The sequence below is a fragment of the Cetobacterium somerae genome (assembly GCF_022430525.1).
Classification (GTDB): domain Bacteria; phylum Fusobacteriota; class Fusobacteriia; order Fusobacteriales; family Fusobacteriaceae; genus Cetobacterium_A.
This window is the reverse complement of record NZ_CP092519.1, coordinates 1,596,532-1,614,742: the sequence shown is the minus strand read 5'-3', so window position 1 is coordinate 1,614,742 and position 18,211 is coordinate 1,596,532. Positions and strand designations below refer to the sequence as shown.

The following is an 18,211-nucleotide window of genomic DNA, read 5'->3' as shown; positions in this document are numbered from 1 at the left end:
TAAAAAATTAGGTGATAAAAATGTATGTAGTGTTAAAAGAAAGTGCTACATCTCAAGAAATCTTAGAGCTGAAGAAATTTATACAAAAAACAGGACATGGAGCTTTAGAGATTTTAGATGGTAGCATAAAAAAAATAGGAATAATGGGAAAAAAAGATGGGCTAACTAAGGAAGAATTGAAGGAATTCTCAATAGTTAAAGAGATTATAAAGATAGGAAAACCTTTTAAGTTCGTTAGTCGAGAATTTAAAAAAGAGGATACCCTTATAGAAATAAAAGGTAGGAAAATAGGTGGTACAGATTTAATTCTAATGGCAGGGCCATGTTCAATTGAAAATAAAGAGATGATAATGGACATTGCTAAAGTTGTAAAGGAAAATGGAGGAGAATTTTTAAGAGGTGGAGCTTTCAAGCCAAGAACATCTCCATATGACTTCCAAGGTTTAGGAGAAGAGGGCCTAAAATATATGAGAGAAGCATGTGATAAATATGACCTTGTAATGGTAACAGAAGTAATGGATACTAGAGATATAGAGTTGATAGAAAAATATACAGATATATTTCAAGTTGGAGCTAGAAATATGCAAAATTTTAGCTTATTAAAAGAACTAGGAAAGACAGATAAACCTATTCTTTTAAAAAGAGGATTAAGTGCTACAATAAGAGAGTTTTTAATGGCGGCAGAATATATAGTTGCTTTTGGTAATGAAAAAGTTATTCTTTGTGAAAGAGGAATTAGAACATTTGAAATCGCAACTAGAAATACTGTTGATATAAATGGTGTAGCACTTTTAAAAGAAAAATCTCATCTTCCAATTATAATAGATGCAAGTCATGGAACGGGTAAGAAATCTTTAGTTGAACCAGTGACACTAGGATGTATATTAGCAGGAGCAGATGGTGCAATGGTAGAAATACATCAAAACCCAGCATGTGCTTTATCAGATGGAGAGCAAAGTTTAAATTTTCAAGAGTTTGAAGTTTTATGTAAAAAAATGAAAAAAACATTGGAATTTAAAGAGAGTTTAAAATGTTTATAGATAAAGAATTTTATTATGAGCTTGAAGAGTTTTCAAAGTTAGGATTAAAGGCAATTTATACAACTAAAAGTTTTGGAGATGTGAAAAAAGAAGAGGATAGAAATAAAATTAAGTCTATATTAAATATAGAGGATAAAAAAATTTATTCAGGATTTCAAACACATTCGTCAAATATTGTGGTTATAGATGAAGAAACGATAATTTATTCAGAAGATACAGATGGATTTATAACTAAAAGAGATGATGTAGTTATATTTACAAAATATGCAGATTGTTTACCCATATACATATATGATACTGAAAATGGTGCTTTTGGATGTGTTCATTCAGGATGGGCAGGAAGTTTTGAGAATATTGGTTTAAAAGCTATTGAAATGATGAAAAAAGAATTTAATAGTAAAATAAAAAATATTGTAGTAGCATTTGGAGTAGGAATATCTCTTGAGAATTATGAAGTATCAGAAGAGTTTTACTTGAAATTTAAGAGGAAGTTTAATGAGAAACTGTTAGAAAAAGTTTTTTTAAAAAAAGAGAATAAATATTATTTTGATAATCAACAATTTAATTATAATCTTATGAAAGAGAGTGGAGTACAAGAAAAAAATATTATAACTAATAACCTATGTACATATAGAGATAACTTTCATTCTTATAGAAGAGAAAAAGAAGATTCAGGAAGAAATGGAGCATATATATTTGTTGACAAAAATAGAAAAAAGTGATACAATAATTTGCTAATAAAATGCACATTGATTATTTCTAAACAAGGTGCCCTTAGGGGATGTTTAGTTTTGAGATCAGTGGAAGAAATAACCAAAATTAGGAGGAATTAAAAAATGGCAGTAATTACTATGAAACAATTACTTGAAGCTGGAGTTCACTTTGGACACCAAGCTAAGAGATGGAATCCAAAGATGTCTAAGTACATCTTCACTGAGAGAAACGGAATCCACGTAATCGATTTACACAAATCTTTAAAGAAAATTGAGGAAGCTTATGCTGTAATGAGAGAAATCGCAGCAAACGGTGGAAAAGTTTTATTCGTAGGAACTAAAAAGCAAGCTCAAGAAGCTGTAAAAGATCAAGCTGAGAGATCAGGAATGTACTACGTAAACAACAGATGGTTAGGTGGAATGTTAACAAACTACAAAACTATCCAAACTAGAGTAGAGAGATTAAAAGAGTTAGAAAGAATGGATGCTGATGGAACATTAGATACAGCATACACTAAAAAAGAGGCTTCTAACTTCAGAAAAGAGTTAGTAAAACTTTCTAAAAACTTATCAGGAATTAAAGATATGAAAGAAGTTCCAGCTGCTATATTCGTAGTAGACGTTAAGAAAGAAACTTTAGCAGTAGTAGAAGCTGCTAAATTAGGAATCCCTGTATTCGCTATGATCGATACAAACGTAGATCCTGATTTAATAACTTACCCAATTCCAGCAAATGATGACGCTATCAGATCAGTAAAGTTAATCGCTTCTGTAATGGCTAACGCTATCATCGAAGGAAACCAAGGAAAAGAAAACGCTGCAGTTTCAAACGACGAAATCGTTGTTGAAGAAGGATCAGCTGAGTAATAAATACTTGAATTTAATGGAATTGAGGGCATAGCCCTCAATTCCTTGTACTATATAGATATGTAGAAATTCTAAAAATTTAGGAGGAAAAAATGGCAGAGATTACAGCAAAATTAGTAAAAGAACTAAGAGATAGAACTGGTGCTGGAATGATGGATTGTAAAAAAGCATTAGGAGAAACAAACGGAGATATCGAAAAAGCGATAGACTTACTAAGAGAGAAAGGAATTGCTAAAGCTGCTAAGAAATCAGGAAGAACAGCTGCAGAGGGATTAATATTTGACGGTGTTTCTGCTGATAACAAAACAGCAGTAGTATTAGAGTTTAACTCTGAGACAGACTTCGTTGCTAAAAACGATGAGTTCAAAGCTTTAGGAGCAAAAATGGTAGAGATCGCTTTAAGACCAGAGATCAAAACTGTTGAAGATTTAAAAGCTGCTGAGATTGATGGAGTTACAGTTGAAACAACTATAACTAACTTAATCGCAAAAATCGGAGAGAACATGTCTCTAAGAAGATTTGAAAAAGTAACTACTGAAGGGTTTGTAACTACTTACAACCACTTAGGAGGAAAATTAGGAGTTATCGTTGAGATGACTGGAGAAGCAACAGAAGCTAACATTACTAAAGCTAAGGATATCGCAATGCACGTAGCAGCTATGGATCCTAAATATGTTGACAGATCAGTTGTAACAACAGATGATTTAGATAGAGAGAGAGAGATTTCTAGAAAGCAATTAGAAGCTGAAGGAAAACCTGCTCAAATTATCGAAAAGATTTTAGTTGGAAAAATGAACAAGTTCTATGAGGAGAGCTGTTTAGTTGACCAAATTTTCGTAAAAGCTGAAAATAAAGAGACAGTTGCAGAGTACGCAGGAGATATTAAAGTAGTTTCTTTCGCTAGATACAAAGTTGGAGAAGGAATCGAAAAAGAAGAAGTAGATTTCGCAGCAGAGGTTGCAGCTCAACTTAACGCGTAATACAACAAAGTATAGGGGTGCGACTTAGCACCCCCTTTTTTTAAGCTAAATATGATAATAGAGGAGAGTTTTGAGATGAAGCCAATTTATAATAGAATTCTATTAAAATTAAGTGGAGAAGCTTTAATGGGAGACCAAGAATTTGGAATCTCTTCAGAGACAATAACTTCATATGCTAAACAAATAAAAGAGATAGCAGACTTAGGAGTAGAAGTAGGAATAGTTATCGGTGGTGGTAATATATTTAGAGGATTATCTGGAACTGAACAAGGAATAGACAGAGTAACTGGAGATCACATGGGTATGTTAGCAACAGTTATAAACTCACTGGCTCTTCAAAACGCAATTGAATTATTAGGAGTACCTACAAGAGTACAAACTGCAATCGAAATTCCAAAGGTAGCTGAACCTTTCATAAAAAGAAAGGCTCAAAGACATTTAGAGAAGGGTAGAGTTGTAATATTTGGTGGTGGAACAGGTAACCCTTATTTCACAACTGATACAGCAGCAGCACTTAGAGCGATAGAGATTAACGCAGATGTTGTAATAAAAGCAACTAAAGTTGATGGAATCTATGATAAGGATCCTGTAAAGTTTGCTGATGCAAAAAAATATACAGATGTTACTTATACAGAGGTTTTAAATAAAGATTTAAAAGTTATGGATGCAACTGCAATCTCTTTATGTAGAGAAAATAAGTTACCAATAGTTGTATTTGATTCATTAACAGAGGGAAATATAAAAAGAGTAGTTCTTGGTGAAAAAATAGGAACAACAGTAATAAACGGATAATTTTAGGAGGGTAAAATGAGCGCACAAGTAATAATGAATGATTGTAAAGATAAAATGAATAAAGCTATCGAATCTACAAAGCATAAATTTGCATCAATAAGAGCAGGTAGAGCTAACGTTTCAATGTTAGACGGAATAAAAATAGAGCAATACGGATCATTAATGCCATTAAATCAAGTTGGAACTGTATCAGCTCCAGAAGCTAGATTATTAGTAATTGATCCTTGGGATAAATCAGTTATACCTACAATTGAAAAGGCTATAATGACTTCAAACTTAGGATTAACTCCAAACAATGATGGAAAAGTTATTAGATTAATGATACCTGAGTTAACTGCTGATAGAAGAAAAGAGTATGTAAAATTTGCTAAGACTGAAGCAGAAAATGGAAAAGTTGCTGTTAGAAATATCAGAAAAGATATGAACAATAACTTAAGAAAGTTAGAGAAAGAAGGAGAAATAACTGAGGACGATTTAAAGAGATTTGAAGATGATGTTCAAAAGTTAACAGATGCAACAATTAAAACAATTGATCAACTTCTTGCTTTAAAAGAAAAAGAGATTACAACTGTATAATATTGAAAAGAGAGCTAAACTTAGCTCTCTTTTTTTGTAAGTAAAATATATAATATTAAAAATAAACCACTAAAAAATAATAAAATTATTAAAACTTCATTAGCTGAGGAATAATTGCCAGACTCAATAGCAGAGTATAGAGCTAATGGTAAAGTTTGTGTTCTTCCAGGAATATTTCCGGCAATTAAAATAGTTGCACCAAATTCTCCAAAAGCTCGACCAATTCCCAAGATAACACTAGAAAAAACTTTTCGATAACTTAGTGGAAGGTAAACGTACTTAATCATATTTAATTTAGAAATCCCAAGGCATTGTGCTGTTTCTATATAAGCTTTGTCAATAGTATCAAACCCAACTTTAACACCTTGATATATTATAGGCAGAGAAACTATTATTGCAGCAATAGCTGCTCCTTCAAAAGAGAATATAAATCTAAAGCTAAAAAGATTATAAAAAATTTTTCCAATAAAACTATTTTTTCCTAAAAAAATAATCAACATATATCCAATAACAGAAGGGGGTAAAAAAATAGGTAAAGTAACTATAAATTCTATTATTTTTTTTAGATTATTTTTATTATTAAAGGAAAAATAAAGTATAATACTAAAAAGTAAATTAAATATTAGAGATAAAAAAACAATACTTAAAGATAACTTAAGAGGTGTAATCATTCCCAACCTTTTCCTCTTAAAAATTTTAAAAATTTCTCAGCATCCTCTTTATTTTTAGTTGTTTTTGAAATACCAATTGAATATTCAATTGGTTTATGAAGATTTGTTGGAAAAACTTCAATAACTTTAGAATTTTTTAGCAACTTTGCATCAGTTAAATAAACTATACCAAAATCAGCTTCTCCTAATTCAACATAGGAAAGTACACTTCTAACATCTTTTCCGTATACTAAAGAGTAATCTTTTAATGGAAGATTATTTAAAACTTCAGTTGCATATTGACCAGCAGGAACATACTTAGGGTCACCAATAGCTAAAACACCGTTATTTGAAGATGTATTGTTATTTTTTATTAAAACTAAAGAGTTTTCTAAAATAACTTCTTCATTGAATATGTAATTATTATTTTTTAAATCAATCATATAATCTCTGTTAGCAAGAAAAATAATATCAACATCTCCACCCTGTTCTAGTTGTCTTTTTAAAGTTCCAGAACCTCCTAAATTTAAAGAGATAGTTAATTCAGGATCTATAGCTTTGTATTCTTGAATATTTTTTTCTAAATACTCTTTTAAAGACGCTGCACCACTTACTAAAATTTCTTTAGAAAAAATAGATTGAAATAAAATAATGAAAATAAAAATAATATTTTTCATAAATCCCCCCATTAGTTAATATTATTTATTCATTTGATAAAGAGTATATAAGCCTCTAATACTTAATTCTGGACAATACTCATCGATTTCTTGAATCTCTGCAAAAAGAATTTTTCCTAGGCCTCCTGTAGCTATAATATATGGATCAGGAACAATTTTTTTTATTTCATGTATAATATTTTTTAATTGTCCAGCGTATCCATAGAAAATTCCAGCTTGAATTTGTTCAGCAGTATTTCTACCAAGAACACTTTCCGGAGTGCTAAATTTAACTTTAGGAAGCTTAGCAGTATTTCCAAATAAGGCATTAATAGACATCTCTATTCCAGGTAAAATTCCACCTCCAATATAAACTCCATCTTTTAAAACCTCATATGTAGTTGCAGTTCCAAGATCGAATATAACAAGGTTTCTCTTTGGATAATCAATTATAGCTTGGGCAATATCAATAATTCTATCAGCACCAAAACCGTTTATTTGAAGATTTTCAGCAAAAGAAAATGGAAGTTTTAAATTTAAATCTATGATCATAGGTTCAATTTTAAAGTATTTTCTTCCTAGAAATTGAAATATTCCAATTAAATTTGGAACGACAGATGAAATAACAATTCCATTTAATTCTTTAATTTCAACACCATTAAAATCACATATATTTTTCAAGTATGAAAAGTATTCATCCTCAGTTAATTTTTCGTTTGAAGATACTCTAAAGCTAAGTAGAACTTCTCCTTTTGGATTAAGTAAACCAGTAACAATATGAGTATTTCCAATATCTACAGCTAAAAGCATGTAATCACCGCCTAATAAAAATTTAGATAATCCATATTATAAACTATATTTTAAAAAATGTAAATTTTTCTCGGATAAATTATTTAAATGAATTATAATGTAGTAAATAGAGTAAGAGGTGTTTATATGAAAAAATCAGTAGGAATAGTTGTAGAATATAATCCCTTCCATAATGGACATAAATATCATTGTTTAAAGGCTAAAGAGCACGGTGATATTGTAGTTGCTGTTATGAGTGGAGATTATGTCCAAAGAGGAGAACCAGCTTTTATAGATAGATGGACAAGAGCAGAGTTAGCTTTAAAAAATGGTGTTGATATAGTAGTGGAGTTGCCGATATTCTATTCAACACAAAGTGCAGAAATATTTGCTAGAGGAGCAATAGGAATATTAAATTTAATGAATATAGAAAAACTGGTTTTTGGGTCTGAAACTGGGGATGTAAAAAAACTAATAGAAAGAGGAGATTTAGAAGAGCAAGAGGAGTTTAAAGTAGAACTAAAAAAACAATTGAAAGAGGGACATTCTTATCCAACAGCTTATTCAAATACTTTAAAGATATTAGATAAAATAGATGAGTTAGATTCTAATGATATTTTAGGTGTTGAATATATCAAGGCTTTAAAATTTTGGAAAAGTAAAATAGAACCAATTGCTATAAAGAGAGAAAAGAGTGGATATTATTCAGAAGAGATAAAGGACGGAATTGCTAGTGCCACTGGTATTAGAAAAAAAATTCAATCTGGAGAAGAGATAAAAGATGTTGTACCAACTACAACATATGAGATACTAAAGGAGAGTTTAGAAAAAAATAGCTTTGCAAAACTACAAGATTTCTATCCACTTATAAGACATAGAATACTTTTAGAAAAAGAAAAACTAGAAAGAATTCAAGATATTGAACAGGGATATGAAAATAGAATATATGAGGCAGCTTTTTCTTGTAAAGAATTTGAAAGTTTTTTTGAAAAAATAAAAAGTAAAAGATATACTCAGGGAAGAGTTCAGAGAATTTTAATTCATATACTGTTAGGAATAGAAAAAGAACAAATAGAAAGAGTAAAAGAAAAAATTCCTTATATAAGAGTTTTAGGATTTACTAAAAAAGGGCAAAATTATTTAAAAAAATTAAAAGATGAAGAAGTGGAAGTTTTGACTTCATTAAAAAATATACAAAAATATTTAGAGAAAGATTCCTTAGATTTATTAGAACAAAATGAAGTAGCAAGTAAAATTTATGCAATGGTAAATCCGTATGAGGATAGAAAAATACCTATAATTATAAAGTAGAGGTACTATGGATAGAATAAAATTAACAAAAGATATAAAAGAAATTTTAAATATTTTAAATACTCATGGTAAGGGATATATTGTAGGAGGTTATATAAGAGATTATCTATTAGGTTTAACTCCTAAAGATTGTGATTTTTGTACAGATATAGATTATTCAAAGTTAAAAGATATTTTTAAAGATTATTCACCAAAAGAGATTGGAAAAGCTTTTGGAATAATTCAAATCGTTTATAATGGGAAAAGTTACGAAATTGCAAAGTTAAGAAAAGATGTAACATTTACATCTTTTAGAAATATAGCCGAAGTAGAATTTATTAATGATATCTATGAGGATTTAAAGAGAAGAGATTTTACGGTTAATGCTATAGCTTATAATGGAAGTAATCTGATTTATTTATCACAAGTAGAAATAGATGATATAAAAAATAGAGTTTTAAGATTTGTTGGAAATGGAAAAAAAAGAATAGAAGAGGACCCGTTAAGAATATTAAGAGGTATAAGAATAGCAGGGGAAAAAAAATTATTGATATTAGAGAAAACAAAACAAGAGATAAAAGAGTGTAAAAATGAGATAAAAAGAGTTTCTATTGAAAGAGTTCAAGATGAGTTTTTTAAGATGCTAAAAGGAGAAAATTCAAGTAATTCTTTTAAATCTTTATATGAATTAGGAGTTTTTGAAGAGTTATTTCCAAAGACACATAAAAATATAAAATTAAATGAGGTATTAGAAGATTTAGATAAAATAGATAGCTTATTTTTATTGGAAGAATCTTTAGTACTAAAATTAGTAGTTATTTTTAATAAAAGTAAAGATGAGTTAAATTATTTAAAATTGGATAATAAAAGTAAAAAATCAATTTTAAATATAATTGAAAATTTAGAAAAAATAAAAAATATTAGTAGTAAATATGAAATAAAAAAGATGATTATGACTATAGGGTTAGAAGATTTCAAAAATATATTAAAAATAGAAAATTTGAGAGATAATATATCTTTAATAAAAGAGAAATTCAATGAAATTCTAATAAATAATGAACCTATTTTTATGAAGGCGTTAGCAATTTCGGGAAAAGATATATTAGATTTAGAAATAAAAGATGGAAAAAAAATTAAAGAGTTATTGGAAAAATCTTTAGATATAGTATTGAAAAATCCTGAATTAAACCAGAAAAATTATTTACTAAAATTGATAGAGGAGGAAAAAATTTGAAGCGAAGAATACCTTTAACAACACAGATATTTTATGGAGTAGGAGTAAGTTATGCCATTGTGGATCAAATATTTGCACAATGGATCTTATATTTTTATCTTCCACCAGAAAACTCAGGTCTTAAACCATTTTTAACACCTGTTTTAATATCATTGGCATTAGCTATTTCAAGAGTAGTAGATATGATTTCAGATCCAGTAGTAGGATATTTATCAGATAAATTTAATAGTAGATGGGGGAGAAGAATACCATTTATTGCTGTGGGAGCCATTCCTTTGGCTATAACAACAGTAGCCTTTTTCTATCCACCAATGATAAGTGAAAAAGGGACATTTATCTATTTAGCACTTATAGGATCTTTATTTTTTACATTTTATACAATTGTAGGAGCTCCGTATAATGCTTTAATACCAGAAATTGGAGAAAATTCAGAAGAGAGATTGAATCTATCAACGTGGCAATCAGTTTTTAGATTATTATATAGTGCTGTTGCAATGATTTTACCAGGGGTTCTAATTAAGTATTTTGGTAAAGGAGATACATTAGTTGGGATTAGAGGAATGGTTATTTCATTAAGTATTTTATGTGTTTTAGGACTGTATGTAACTGTTTTTTTAGTTCCAGAAAAAAAATACTCAAGACCTGTTGAACATGTCGGGAATATTAAAGAAATTTTAAAAGAAGTAGTAAAAGATAAAGATTTTAGGAATTATTTATTAGGATTACTATTTTTCTTTGTAGGATTTAATTCTTTAAGAGCCATGATGAACTATTATGTAGAGGATATAATGGGATATGGAAAAGAGACAATAACGATAGCATCAGCTTTATTATTTGGAGCATCAGCTTTATTTTTTTATCCAGTAAATAAATTATCTAGAAAATTTGGATATAGAAAAATTATGTTAGGATCTTTAGTTGGACTAATAATATTAACAATAGCTTTATCATTATTAGGAAAAGTAATACCTGTAAAATATGGATTTTTAATATTTGGACTTTTAGGAATACCAATATCAGGAGCAGCATTTATATTCCCACCAGCAATGATGAGTGATATAAGTGAAAAAATAAGTAAAAGAATAAATAATAGAATCGAAGGAGTTTGCTTTGGAATTCAAGGATTTTTCTTAAAAATGGCATTTTTAGTATCAATAGTTGTATTACCATTGATGCTTGTTTTAAGAGGAAGTGGAGAGGTAACGAAGTTTGGTATATACTCATCGGCAATATTTTCAGCAGTATCTTTTGTAATCTCATATGTATTTTATTTTAAATATAATGAATAGGAGGAGTGTTGAAAAAAATAGAAATTGGGGCATTAATTATAATTTTTGCCTCAATTTTCTTTTTTAGGTTGCATTGGACAACATTTAAAGAGAAAATTGAGATAGGAGATATCATTGAATTAACTGGTAGAGTAGATGCAGGAAAAGGAAAAGTTGAAAATATAAATGGAAAATATCCAGTAAAAAATATGTATTTTACAGTAAACAAAGTAGAAGATGGAGAAAAAATTATTTTAGGAGAAGTAAAGAAAATAAAGTTTTCAAAATGGGGAGTTCAATATAATATAGAGGCAGAAGAGGTAAATAATAAAGAGAATATATTGAGAACTTTTTTTATAAAAAAAATAAAGAAAATAAGTGCAAATTATTCCTTTGGTTTAGAACATTTTTTGAGAGCAACAGTTCTAGGAGAGGGATATTTATTAGATGAAGATGTAAAAGAAAAGTTTAGATACACAGGAACAGCTCATTTATTGGTAATATCTGGATTACATATTGGAATAATTATTACAGGAATGTCATTGTTATTTTTGAAATTAAATATTCAAAAAAGAAATAGATATATTTTAGTTTTTATCATTTTAACATTATATGTTATTTCCATTGGAAAATCTCCATCAATATTTAGAGCATACATAATGGGATCAATTTATTTATTAGGAAATATTTTATATGAAAAGGTAAATAGTAAAAAAAGTTTTATGCTAGCTTTTTGTTGTTCACTTTTAATTTTTCCAACATGGATTTACTCCATATCTTTTTGGATGTCATATATAGCAGTATTTTCTATAATTTTTATTTATGAAAAAATTCCTAAAATAAAAAAATACAGAAGTAAATACTTTAATAAGATATTAAATACATTATTAATGACATTAACAATTCAATTTTGTATGACACCAATTTTTTATATATTTTTTAATACGATTCCTTTATTTTCAGTTTTTAGTAATTTAATTATAATTCCAATAGCATCAGTTTTTATAATGATAAGTTTTATGACAATATTTTTATCAAATTTTTATTTAGAATTTTTAACAATTTCATTAGTAAATTATACTTATATAATTTTAATAAAGAGTATTGAATTACTAAGTGAAATTCCATATTTGACATTAGAATTATAGTTGTGTTAAGCTATTTATACGAGGTGATAAGAATGATTGTTTTAAAGGTTATAATTTTACTATTTTCTTTGGTATTACACGAATTAGCTCATGGATATATGGCTTTATTTTGTGGAGATAAAACAGCTAAATATTCAGGAAGACTATCTTTAAATCCATTAAAGCATTTAGATCCAATAGGAGCGTTAGTACCAATTTTTATGTTGTTAAGTGGTTCAAATTTTATAATAGGATGGGCAAAACCAGTACCAGTAAATTATTTTGCTTTTAGAAATGGAAGAGTTGGAGAATTTTTAGTTTCAATAGCAGGTGTTTTAACAAATTATTTATTAATGATACTAGGAGCTATTTTAATAAAATATGGAGTAGTACCTTTTAATGATATATCAATTTATTTTATAATAATAAATATGGCTTTAGGAACATTTAATCTTCTACCAATTCCACCATTAGATGGATCAAGAGTTATAGCATCATTTTTAAATGATGAAAATAGAATAAAGGTATTTACTTTAGATACATATGGAATTTTATTTATAATAGTATTAAGTTATTTTGGAATATTAAGTAAAATGATGTCTCCTATATACAATATTTTAGTGAGATTTATAGATTTGATAATTAGGAGTTAGTTAAATGAAAAGTATAAAAAAAGCTGTAAGGATAGAGTTTGAAGAAAGAAAATCAAAATTTATAGGTTATGCTAAACCAATTTCAACAAAAGAAGAGGCTGAAGATTTTATAAGTATGATTAGAGAGATGCATCCAGATGCTACTCATAATTGTACTGTTTATAGAGTTATTGATAATGGACAAGAGTATTTTAAGGCTGATGATGATGGAGAGCCTAGTGGAACTGCTGGAAAACCTATGGGTGAAATACTGACTTATATGGAAGTAAATAATGTAGTAGTAGTAGCGACAAGATATTTTGGTGGCATAAAATTAGGAGCTGGTGGTTTAGTAAGAAATTATGCTAAAACTGCAAAGTTAGCAGTTTTAGAGGGAGAGATTGTAGAGTTTATAGAAAGAGTTGAGTGTTTATTAGATTTTTCTTATGAGAAAATAAATGAAGTAGAAGCGTTACTTGTAAGTGGTAATGAAGAGTTATTAAATAAAGATTTTAATGAACGTGTAACATATAGAGTAAAAGTTTCAAATGAAACCTTAGAAAAGTTAAAAGATATTAAGGATATATTAGTAATTATGTAAAAAACAGGTAGATTACTCTACCTGTTTACTTTTATTTTATAATCTTTTTTTTTGAATAAAAACAATAATAGTAAGGTCAAAGTAATATAAGCAAACTCAACAACTATTATATAATATGGCCATTCTCCAAAATAATTAAGAGGAGATGAGAAAGTTGGTTTTCTATTAATATAAAGATAATTTGTTCCAAGAACTGTATTGACAAAGTAAACACCAGTTGCAATAATATTTAAACCAAGAAATGAAGCTGTCCAAGATTCTAGAGATGGTCTTAATTTAAAAACTTTATACTCTACGATTGCAACAAAAATTATATAAAAATGTGTTGAAAAAAAGCTTATATTGAAGAAATGAGGAAATGTTTCTCTCACTTCAGGTGTTAATAAAGCAAAAATTGCTCCAATAGACCAAAAGAATGTTGCATATAAAAAAGGTGGAAATCTAAATATAGATCCAAATACTGCAAATATAAGAGTTATATTGCAAAGGTGTAGTGGAAGTAATTGATACCAAGCTTCACCAATTAATTTATATCTAATAAAAAGTTCACCACATTTAATTAATAAAATGACAAAAGATATAATCCTCATAATTTTTTTAGGCTGTGGATTGTATGCAACTCCAAAATAAAGAAACAGAAAAACCAAAGAATATCCCAAAAGATAAAAAAGATGTAATTTATCAAATAGTTCGAACTCCATGTACTCCTCCTAATTTATTTATGAAAACCTAAATCTGCAGGATTGATATCCCCAGAAACATGCTGAATAGTTCCACCTAGACTTTCAAACTGTACTCTTTTTTCAGCGGTTTTCATAATAAGATTTATAGTTTTTTCATTTAGTGACGATTTATTATAATGCCCTTTAGACCAATAATCAATAATTAATTTACTATCTCCAAAAATTTTAAAATTTCTTTCTCTTAAAGCAATATCAATAGCTAAAAAAATACCGATTAATTCCCCATAGTTATTTGTACTGCCTTGAGGAGCGAGATAGTTTCCAAACTCGTTTATCATTTTTTCAGGAAGAATATTATCAAGTAAAGAGATTCCTAAACGGTTAGTAACTCTCACTTCGACACCAATACCTCGTCCAGTTCCAGCATCAAAATAGATACCATCTTCTAATTTATTTTTAGCCTCTTGAATTTTTAATTTTTTATCTTCATATAGTCCACCATTTTTTAACCATTCTTTAGCTTCAAGCTCTGTTTTAAATGATTTATAACGAGCATTTTTTCCTTTAGTAGCACTTTGACATTCAGGCCAAGAAGTTACAATTTTTGAGTAATTTTCATTGTCTATAATAAAAGCATAATATTTTGTAGCCATAATTCTCCTTCTAAAGTTTTATACTATTTTATCATAAAATTAAAAAAAATAAAAAGGAAAGAGAAGAAAATACCAAAAAAACTTCGGATCATTAGCAAAAAAATGTTGCAAAAGTTAAAAAATTATGATAAAATCTTTACGATAAATAGAAAGATTTTAGGAAGGTGAAATTAATGAGAAAAGGAATTCATCCAGAGTACAAAGTAATAACTGTTGATTGTACATGTGGAAACAAATTTGAAACAAGATCAACTTTAGCAAAGGGAGACGAGCTTAAAATAGCTGTTTGTTCAAACTGTCACCCATTCTATACTGGAAAAGCTAAGTTCATAGACGCAGCTGGAAGAGTAGAGCAATTCAATAAGAGATTTGGATTAAAAAAATAAGAAAACGGGACTATGTCCTGTTTTTTTTTAAAGAAATATAACTAGGGAGGTTAAAATGGCTGTAATAGAAATAAATCATCCGCTAATACAACATAAATTAACATTATTAAGAAATAAAAATACGGATACAAAATCATTCAGAGAAAATTTAAATGAGATATCTAAGCTGATGACTTATGAAGTAACAAAAAATTTAGTTTTAGATGAAATTGAGGTTGAGACTCCTCTAATGAAAACAACTGGACATACATTAGGAACAAACATTGCAGTTGTACCTATTTTAAGAGCTGGATTAGGAATGGTAGATGGAATAGTATCTTTAATTCCAACAGCAAAAATAGGACATATAGGAGTTTATAGAGATGAAGAAACTCTACAACCAGTATATTACTACTGTAAACTTCCTGTAGATGTTCAAAATAAACAAGTTATATTAGTAGATCCAATGTTAGCAACAGGTGGATCAGCAATTTATGCTATAGATTACTTGAAAAATGCTGGAGTAAAAAATATAGTATTTATGTGTTTAGTAGCAGCTCCAGAAGGAATTGCAAAAGTTTTACAAACACATCCAGATGTAGCAATTTATACTGCTAAAATAGACCAAGGATTAGATTCAAATGGATATATTTATCCTGGTTTAGGAGATTGTGGAGATAGAATATTTGGAACAAAATAAATAAAAATAGCTGAAGTTACTTCAGCTATTTTTTTATTGATTCATTTTCAAGAAAAACAAGTAAAGTTTCTAATTCTTTTAAACTGTTATTATTTAAAATCATTTTAAATTTATTATTTAAATCTTCAATAAAGTCGTTAACACAGCTTTCAATCATTTCACCGTTTTTGGCTAAACGAACAGAGAAACTTCGAGCATCTTTTAATGAGGGAATTTTTTCGATATATCCAAGTTTTTCTAGTTTCGCTAAAGTTTTGCTAATAGCAGGTTTTTCGATAATTCCCATTTCAATAAGTTCTTTAGGAGTACTTTCTCCTAATTCTTTAATTTTAAAAAGAATTATACCTTGTGAAGCTTCTAAATTAAAATCTTTTAATTTTTCGTTAAGAATTTTTCTTTGAAGTTTACTTATTCTTGAGATTAAAACAGGTATTTTAATTTTATTCATTTGAATCTCCTTCTATAAATAATATAAGTCTAGTTAAAAGCATTGAAAATAAAAGCATAATAGTTATTTGAATAGCCCTTGAAGAAGCTTTAGTTACAATATCACCATAAGGAGATAGATATAAACAAATTGGCAATATAGTGGCTCTGACAACTCCGAAATAAAAACCTCTTTTATAAGGGGTATCACCATAATAACCTAAATAAATTAACGGATAAAAAAATAACATAATTCCTAAAGAAAAAATAATAGGATTATTTCCAATACCATTAATTAAAAAAGAAAAAATAATGGCTATAGTACACCCCAGAACATGAATAAAAATATTTAAGAAAGATAATTTATGAATTTTATCTAAATTTAGATTTGTATATATACCTGCTAGAGTTGCATATGCAAAAAAGGTATCACGAATATCAAAAATCATATATAAAATCCAAATAGTAAAAACGATAATAGTTATTTTTAATGCAGTTAAAAAACTAGGATGGATATTTTCATTAGAAGTGATTGCAGATATTTTATACTCTTCTTTTTTCTTAGGAAAAATATATAAAAGTAAGCATCCTATCATACCACCTATAAAGGTAACAGTAAAGATATCTGTAACCATATTTTCTACAATCTTATCACTATAGGTTGAATATATAGTTGTAAAAGAGTAGCCTAAAATACCACTTCTAACAGCATTTTGATATCTACTAGACAAAAAAAAGCAAGTAAAGAAAAAAATAAAAGTTGCTAATGAAAATAAAAGAAATTTATCTCGAAATATCTCTGAAACAGAAAGACCAATAGTGGCAAAAATACCAGTCCATAAATAATTTTTTAAAAATATTTTTAAAGAAAAATAAGTCATACTAGTAACAACTCCAAATGCTACCACAGGGATTTGAAAATTAAAAGAAAGATTTGTATATTTACTTATTAAAAGTCCAATAGTAATAGCAAAAATAGTCCTTAAAATATCGTTGGAATAATCTTTAATACACATAGTTGAATACCTTTATAATATGGATCCAAACTTTAGCCATAAAGTTATAAAAAATATTGTCATCTTTTGAAAGAAGAATAACTGATGCCATAGAGCCACTAGATAAATTTTTAATGCTTTGAGAATTTTCAACAAGAATAGATACTCTAATTTTACCGTTATCTCTTATCCAACGATTATCTTCTGGAATATTAACTAAAGTATTTGAAGCTGTGTAACCTTGAGCTAAGATAGGACTAATATTTTCAACTTTGCCTTTAAAAATAATACCAGGGATACCATCAAATAGTATAAGAGCTTTCCTTCCAGAAGTTATTGAGTTAATATTTTTTTCTTTTAAATCAACATTTACCTTTAAGATATCATCATTTTTTATATAAAAAAGTGTTGTATTCTCTTTAACAAAGGTATTTTCATAAAAATTATCCATAACTATTTCTCCTTTCATTGGGGATAAAATAGTTGTGTTATCTAGATTAATTTTAGCTTGGTTTAGAGATCCTTTTGCTATTAAAAGAGAAGGGATTGAATCTTCATTTTTTTTATATTTAACTTGTAAATTTTTTAATTCATTTTCACTATTATTTAAAGTTTTTTCTGAATCTAAAAGTTTATTTCTCATATTATCAAGATCAAGTTCACTTATAAAATTTTTCTTATAAAGAGTTTGAAATTTTATAAGTTCTTTTTTATTTTGAAGGAATATAATTTTATTTTTTTCTATGATTTCTTTAGTTTTGTCGATATCATTTTTTAAATTTTTAATTGAATCAAGAACTTCATTATATTTACCTAGAGCTGAAATATATGAAGCATGATAAACTTTATTATCAATTGAAAAAAGTGGTTGTTGAGAGCTAACAATCTCTCCATTTTTAACAAATATTTTATCAACACTACCAGATACTTTACTATATACAGGAGAAATTTGATATTCTAAATGTGCTCTAGAAGAATAGGGAATATTCATTTGTACAGCCACTGTTCCTATTAAGATAATAAAGAAAGAAAGAAAAATAATGAAATATATAAGTATAGATTTTTTATGAATTAACATATAATCACTCCTAAATTGAAATTAGTTTCCTAGGAAACTAATTTCAATTTTACTATTTTTGGAAAAAAAATACAAGATAAATTTATTTGAATTATT

Annotated in this window: 22 protein-coding genes; 14 read left to right on the top strand and 8 right to left on the bottom strand. The window is 27.7% G+C overall.

Annotated elements, in window-relative coordinates; all coding sequences use genetic code 11:
- Positions 1 to 20 precede the first annotated feature (20 nt).
- From aroF to frr, 6 genes are all read left to right on the top strand, one after another.
- A complete protein-coding gene (aroF, locus tag MKD34_RS07435; RefSeq protein WP_240218913.1) occupies positions 21 to 1,040 on the top strand; it encodes a 3-deoxy-7-phosphoheptulonate synthase in 1,020 nt (339 codons plus the stop codon).
- On the top strand, positions 1,031 to 1,762 hold the full coding sequence (pgeF, locus tag MKD34_RS07430; RefSeq protein ID WP_240218912.1) for a peptidoglycan editing factor PgeF: 732 nt from the start codon (positions 1,031 to 1,033) through the stop codon (positions 1,760 to 1,762). Before aroF ends, pgeF begins: the two co-directional genes overlap by 10 nt.
- 114 nt (positions 1,763 to 1,876) lie before the next feature.
- Positions 1,877 to 2,620, top strand: a complete 744-nt coding sequence (gene rpsB, locus MKD34_RS07425) for a 30S ribosomal protein S2 (protein ID WP_023052245.1) — start codon at positions 1,877 to 1,879, stop codon at positions 2,618 to 2,620.
- A gap of 92 nt (positions 2,621 to 2,712) precedes the next feature.
- Positions 2,713 to 3,600: a translation elongation factor Ts gene (gene tsf / locus MKD34_RS07420; RefSeq protein WP_023052244.1), complete on the top strand. Its 888-nt coding sequence runs from the start codon at positions 2,713 to 2,715 to the stop codon at positions 3,598 to 3,600.
- Positions 3,601 to 3,675: 75 nt separating this feature from the next.
- Complete coding sequence (gene pyrH, locus MKD34_RS07415) at positions 3,676 to 4,392, top strand: UMP kinase (protein ID WP_040406508.1); 717 nt, start codon at positions 3,676 to 3,678, stop codon at positions 4,390 to 4,392.
- A 15-nt stretch (positions 4,393 to 4,407) separates the two neighbouring features.
- On the top strand, positions 4,408 to 4,968 hold the full coding sequence (gene frr / locus MKD34_RS07410) for a ribosome recycling factor (RefSeq protein WP_240218911.1): 561 nt from the start codon (positions 4,408 to 4,410) through the stop codon (positions 4,966 to 4,968).
- Positions 4,969 to 4,988: 20 nt separating this feature from the next.
- On the opposite strand, the gene MKD34_RS07405 is transcribed toward frr, so the two are convergent.
- Genes MKD34_RS07405 through MKD34_RS07395 form a run of 3 tightly spaced genes read right to left on the bottom strand, consistent with a single transcriptional unit; the run spans position 4,989 to position 7,084 of the window.
- A complete protein-coding gene (locus MKD34_RS07405) occupies positions 4,989 to 5,639 on the bottom strand; it encodes a molybdate ABC transporter permease subunit (protein ID WP_240220097.1) in 651 nt (216 codons plus the stop codon).
- The gene (gene modA / locus MKD34_RS07400) at positions 5,636 to 6,295 is read right to left on the bottom strand and encodes a molybdate ABC transporter substrate-binding protein (protein ID WP_240218910.1); all 660 of its coding nucleotides are present in this window, start codon (positions 6,293 to 6,295) and stop codon (positions 5,636 to 5,638) included. The genes MKD34_RS07405 and modA overlap by 4 nt, the downstream gene beginning before the upstream one ends.
- Positions 6,296 to 6,316: 21 nt before the next feature.
- A complete protein-coding gene (locus MKD34_RS07395) occupies positions 6,317 to 7,084 on the bottom strand; it encodes a type III pantothenate kinase (protein WP_240218909.1) in 768 nt (255 codons plus the stop codon).
- 126 nt (positions 7,085 to 7,210) lie between these two features.
- On the opposite strand from MKD34_RS07395, the gene MKD34_RS07390 reads away from it, so the two are divergent.
- Genes MKD34_RS07390 through MKD34_RS07365 form a run of 6 tightly spaced genes read left to right on the top strand, consistent with a single transcriptional unit; the run spans position 7,211 to position 13,215 of the window.
- Positions 7,211 to 8,374: a nucleotidyltransferase gene (locus MKD34_RS07390; RefSeq protein WP_240218908.1), complete on the top strand. Its 1,164-nt coding sequence runs from the start codon at positions 7,211 to 7,213 to the stop codon at positions 8,372 to 8,374.
- Between the two features lie 7 nt (positions 8,375 to 8,381).
- Positions 8,382 to 9,587 carry a CCA tRNA nucleotidyltransferase gene (locus MKD34_RS07385; protein WP_240218907.1) on the top strand — a complete coding sequence of 402 codons (1,206 nt, stop codon included), beginning with the start codon at positions 8,382 to 8,384 and terminating at the stop codon, positions 9,585 to 9,587.
- Positions 9,584 to 10,876, top strand: a complete 1,293-nt coding sequence (locus tag MKD34_RS07380; protein ID WP_240218906.1) for an MFS transporter — start codon at positions 9,584 to 9,586, stop codon at positions 10,874 to 10,876. Before MKD34_RS07385 ends, MKD34_RS07380 begins: the two co-directional genes overlap by 4 nt.
- An 8-nt stretch (positions 10,877 to 10,884) precedes the next feature.
- Complete coding sequence (locus MKD34_RS07375; RefSeq protein WP_240218905.1) at positions 10,885 to 12,003, top strand: ComEC/Rec2 family competence protein; 1,119 nt, start codon at positions 10,885 to 10,887, stop codon at positions 12,001 to 12,003.
- A 32-nt stretch (positions 12,004 to 12,035) separates the two neighbouring features.
- Positions 12,036 to 12,635 (top strand): site-2 protease family protein, encoded by a 600-nt coding sequence (locus MKD34_RS07370; protein WP_240218904.1) that lies wholly within the window; start codon positions 12,036 to 12,038, stop codon positions 12,633 to 12,635.
- Positions 12,636 to 12,639: 4 nt separating this feature from the next.
- A complete protein-coding gene (locus tag MKD34_RS07365) occupies positions 12,640 to 13,215 on the top strand; it encodes an IMPACT family protein (RefSeq protein ID WP_240218903.1) in 576 nt (191 codons plus the stop codon).
- Positions 13,216 to 13,232: 17 nt separating this feature from the next.
- Here the strand turns inward: MKD34_RS07365 and MKD34_RS07360 are convergent, their stop codons facing one another.
- Positions 13,233 to 13,916 carry a YwaF family protein gene (locus tag MKD34_RS07360; protein ID WP_240218902.1) on the bottom strand — a complete coding sequence of 228 codons (684 nt, stop codon included), beginning with the start codon at positions 13,914 to 13,916 and terminating at the stop codon, positions 13,233 to 13,235.
- 14 nt (positions 13,917 to 13,930) lie between these two features.
- Positions 13,931 to 14,551 (bottom strand): ribonuclease H family protein, encoded by a 621-nt coding sequence (locus MKD34_RS07355; protein WP_240218901.1) that lies wholly within the window; start codon positions 14,549 to 14,551, stop codon positions 13,931 to 13,933.
- A gap of 173 nt (positions 14,552 to 14,724) precedes the next feature.
- Here MKD34_RS07355 and rpmE point away from each other — a divergent pair, with 173 nt between their 5' ends.
- Positions 14,725 to 14,937 carry a 50S ribosomal protein L31 gene (gene rpmE / locus MKD34_RS07350; RefSeq protein ID WP_023051931.1) on the top strand — a complete coding sequence of 71 codons (213 nt, stop codon included), beginning with the start codon at positions 14,725 to 14,727 and terminating at the stop codon, positions 14,935 to 14,937.
- Between the two features lie 55 nt (positions 14,938 to 14,992).
- Positions 14,993 to 15,616: a uracil phosphoribosyltransferase gene (gene upp / locus MKD34_RS07345; protein ID WP_240218900.1), complete on the top strand. Its 624-nt coding sequence runs from the start codon at positions 14,993 to 14,995 to the stop codon at positions 15,614 to 15,616.
- Positions 15,617 to 15,641: 25 nt separating this feature from the next.
- Here upp and MKD34_RS07340 read toward each other — a convergent pair whose 3' ends face one another.
- From MKD34_RS07340 to MKD34_RS07330, 3 genes are read right to left on the bottom strand one after another with little or no spacing between them, the layout of a single operon-like run.
- Positions 15,642 to 16,064: a MarR family winged helix-turn-helix transcriptional regulator gene (locus MKD34_RS07340; RefSeq protein ID WP_240218899.1), complete on the bottom strand. Its 423-nt coding sequence runs from the start codon at positions 16,062 to 16,064 to the stop codon at positions 15,642 to 15,644.
- Positions 16,057 to 17,058 carry a DUF2955 domain-containing protein gene (locus MKD34_RS07335; protein ID WP_240218898.1) on the bottom strand — a complete coding sequence of 334 codons (1,002 nt, stop codon included), beginning with the start codon at positions 17,056 to 17,058 and terminating at the stop codon, positions 16,057 to 16,059. The genes MKD34_RS07340 and MKD34_RS07335 overlap by 8 nt, the downstream gene beginning before the upstream one ends.
- Positions 17,048 to 18,115, bottom strand: a complete 1,068-nt coding sequence (locus tag MKD34_RS07330) for an HlyD family secretion protein (RefSeq protein ID WP_240218897.1) — start codon at positions 18,113 to 18,115, stop codon at positions 17,048 to 17,050. Before MKD34_RS07330 ends, MKD34_RS07335 begins: the two co-directional genes overlap by 11 nt.
- Positions 18,116 to 18,211 lie beyond the last annotated feature (96 nt).

Coding starts and splice junctions, on each gene's coding strand:
- MKD34_RS07340 (WP_240218899.1), bottom strand. CDS start 16,064: ATGAATAAAATTAAAATACCTGTTTTAATCTCAAGAATAAGTAAACTT.
- MKD34_RS07390 (WP_240218908.1), top strand. CDS start 7,211: ATGAAAAAATCAGTAGGAATAGTTGTAGAATATAATCCCTTCCATAAT.
- MKD34_RS07365 (WP_240218903.1), top strand. CDS start 12,640: ATGAAAAGTATAAAAAAAGCTGTAAGGATAGAGTTTGAAGAAAGAAAA.
- MKD34_RS07360 (WP_240218902.1), bottom strand. CDS start 13,916: ATGGAGTTCGAACTATTTGATAAATTACATCTTTTTTATCTTTTGGGA.
- MKD34_RS07395 (WP_240218909.1), bottom strand. CDS start 7,084: ATGCTTTTAGCTGTAGATATTGGAAATACTCATATTGTTACTGGTTTA.
- pgeF (WP_240218912.1), top strand. CDS start 1,031: ATGTTTATAGATAAAGAATTTTATTATGAGCTTGAAGAGTTTTCAAAG.
- MKD34_RS07355 (WP_240218901.1), bottom strand. CDS start 14,551: ATGGCTACAAAATATTATGCTTTTATTATAGACAATGAAAATTACTCA.
- upp (WP_240218900.1), top strand. CDS start 14,993: ATGGCTGTAATAGAAATAAATCATCCGCTAATACAACATAAATTAACA.
- MKD34_RS07335 (WP_240218898.1), bottom strand. CDS start 17,058: ATGTGTATTAAAGATTATTCCAACGATATTTTAAGGACTATTTTTGCT.
- frr (WP_240218911.1), top strand. CDS start 4,408: ATGAGCGCACAAGTAATAATGAATGATTGTAAAGATAAAATGAATAAA.
- pyrH (WP_040406508.1), top strand. CDS start 3,676: ATGAAGCCAATTTATAATAGAATTCTATTAAAATTAAGTGGAGAAGCT.
- MKD34_RS07370 (WP_240218904.1), top strand. CDS start 12,036: ATGATTGTTTTAAAGGTTATAATTTTACTATTTTCTTTGGTATTACAC.
- rpsB (WP_023052245.1), top strand. CDS start 1,877: ATGGCAGTAATTACTATGAAACAATTACTTGAAGCTGGAGTTCACTTT.
- tsf (WP_023052244.1), top strand. CDS start 2,713: ATGGCAGAGATTACAGCAAAATTAGTAAAAGAACTAAGAGATAGAACT.
- MKD34_RS07330 (WP_240218897.1), bottom strand. CDS start 18,115: ATGTTAATTCATAAAAAATCTATACTTATATATTTCATTATTTTTCTT.
- aroF (WP_240218913.1), top strand. CDS start 21: ATGTATGTAGTGTTAAAAGAAAGTGCTACATCTCAAGAAATCTTAGAG.
- modA (WP_240218910.1), bottom strand. CDS start 6,295: ATGAAAAATATTATTTTTATTTTCATTATTTTATTTCAATCTATTTTT.
- MKD34_RS07385 (WP_240218907.1), top strand. CDS start 8,382: ATGGATAGAATAAAATTAACAAAAGATATAAAAGAAATTTTAAATATT.
- rpmE (WP_023051931.1), top strand. CDS start 14,725: ATGAGAAAAGGAATTCATCCAGAGTACAAAGTAATAACTGTTGATTGT.
- MKD34_RS07405 (WP_240220097.1), bottom strand. CDS start 5,639: ATGATTACACCTCTTAAGTTATCTTTAAGTATTGTTTTTTTATCTCTA.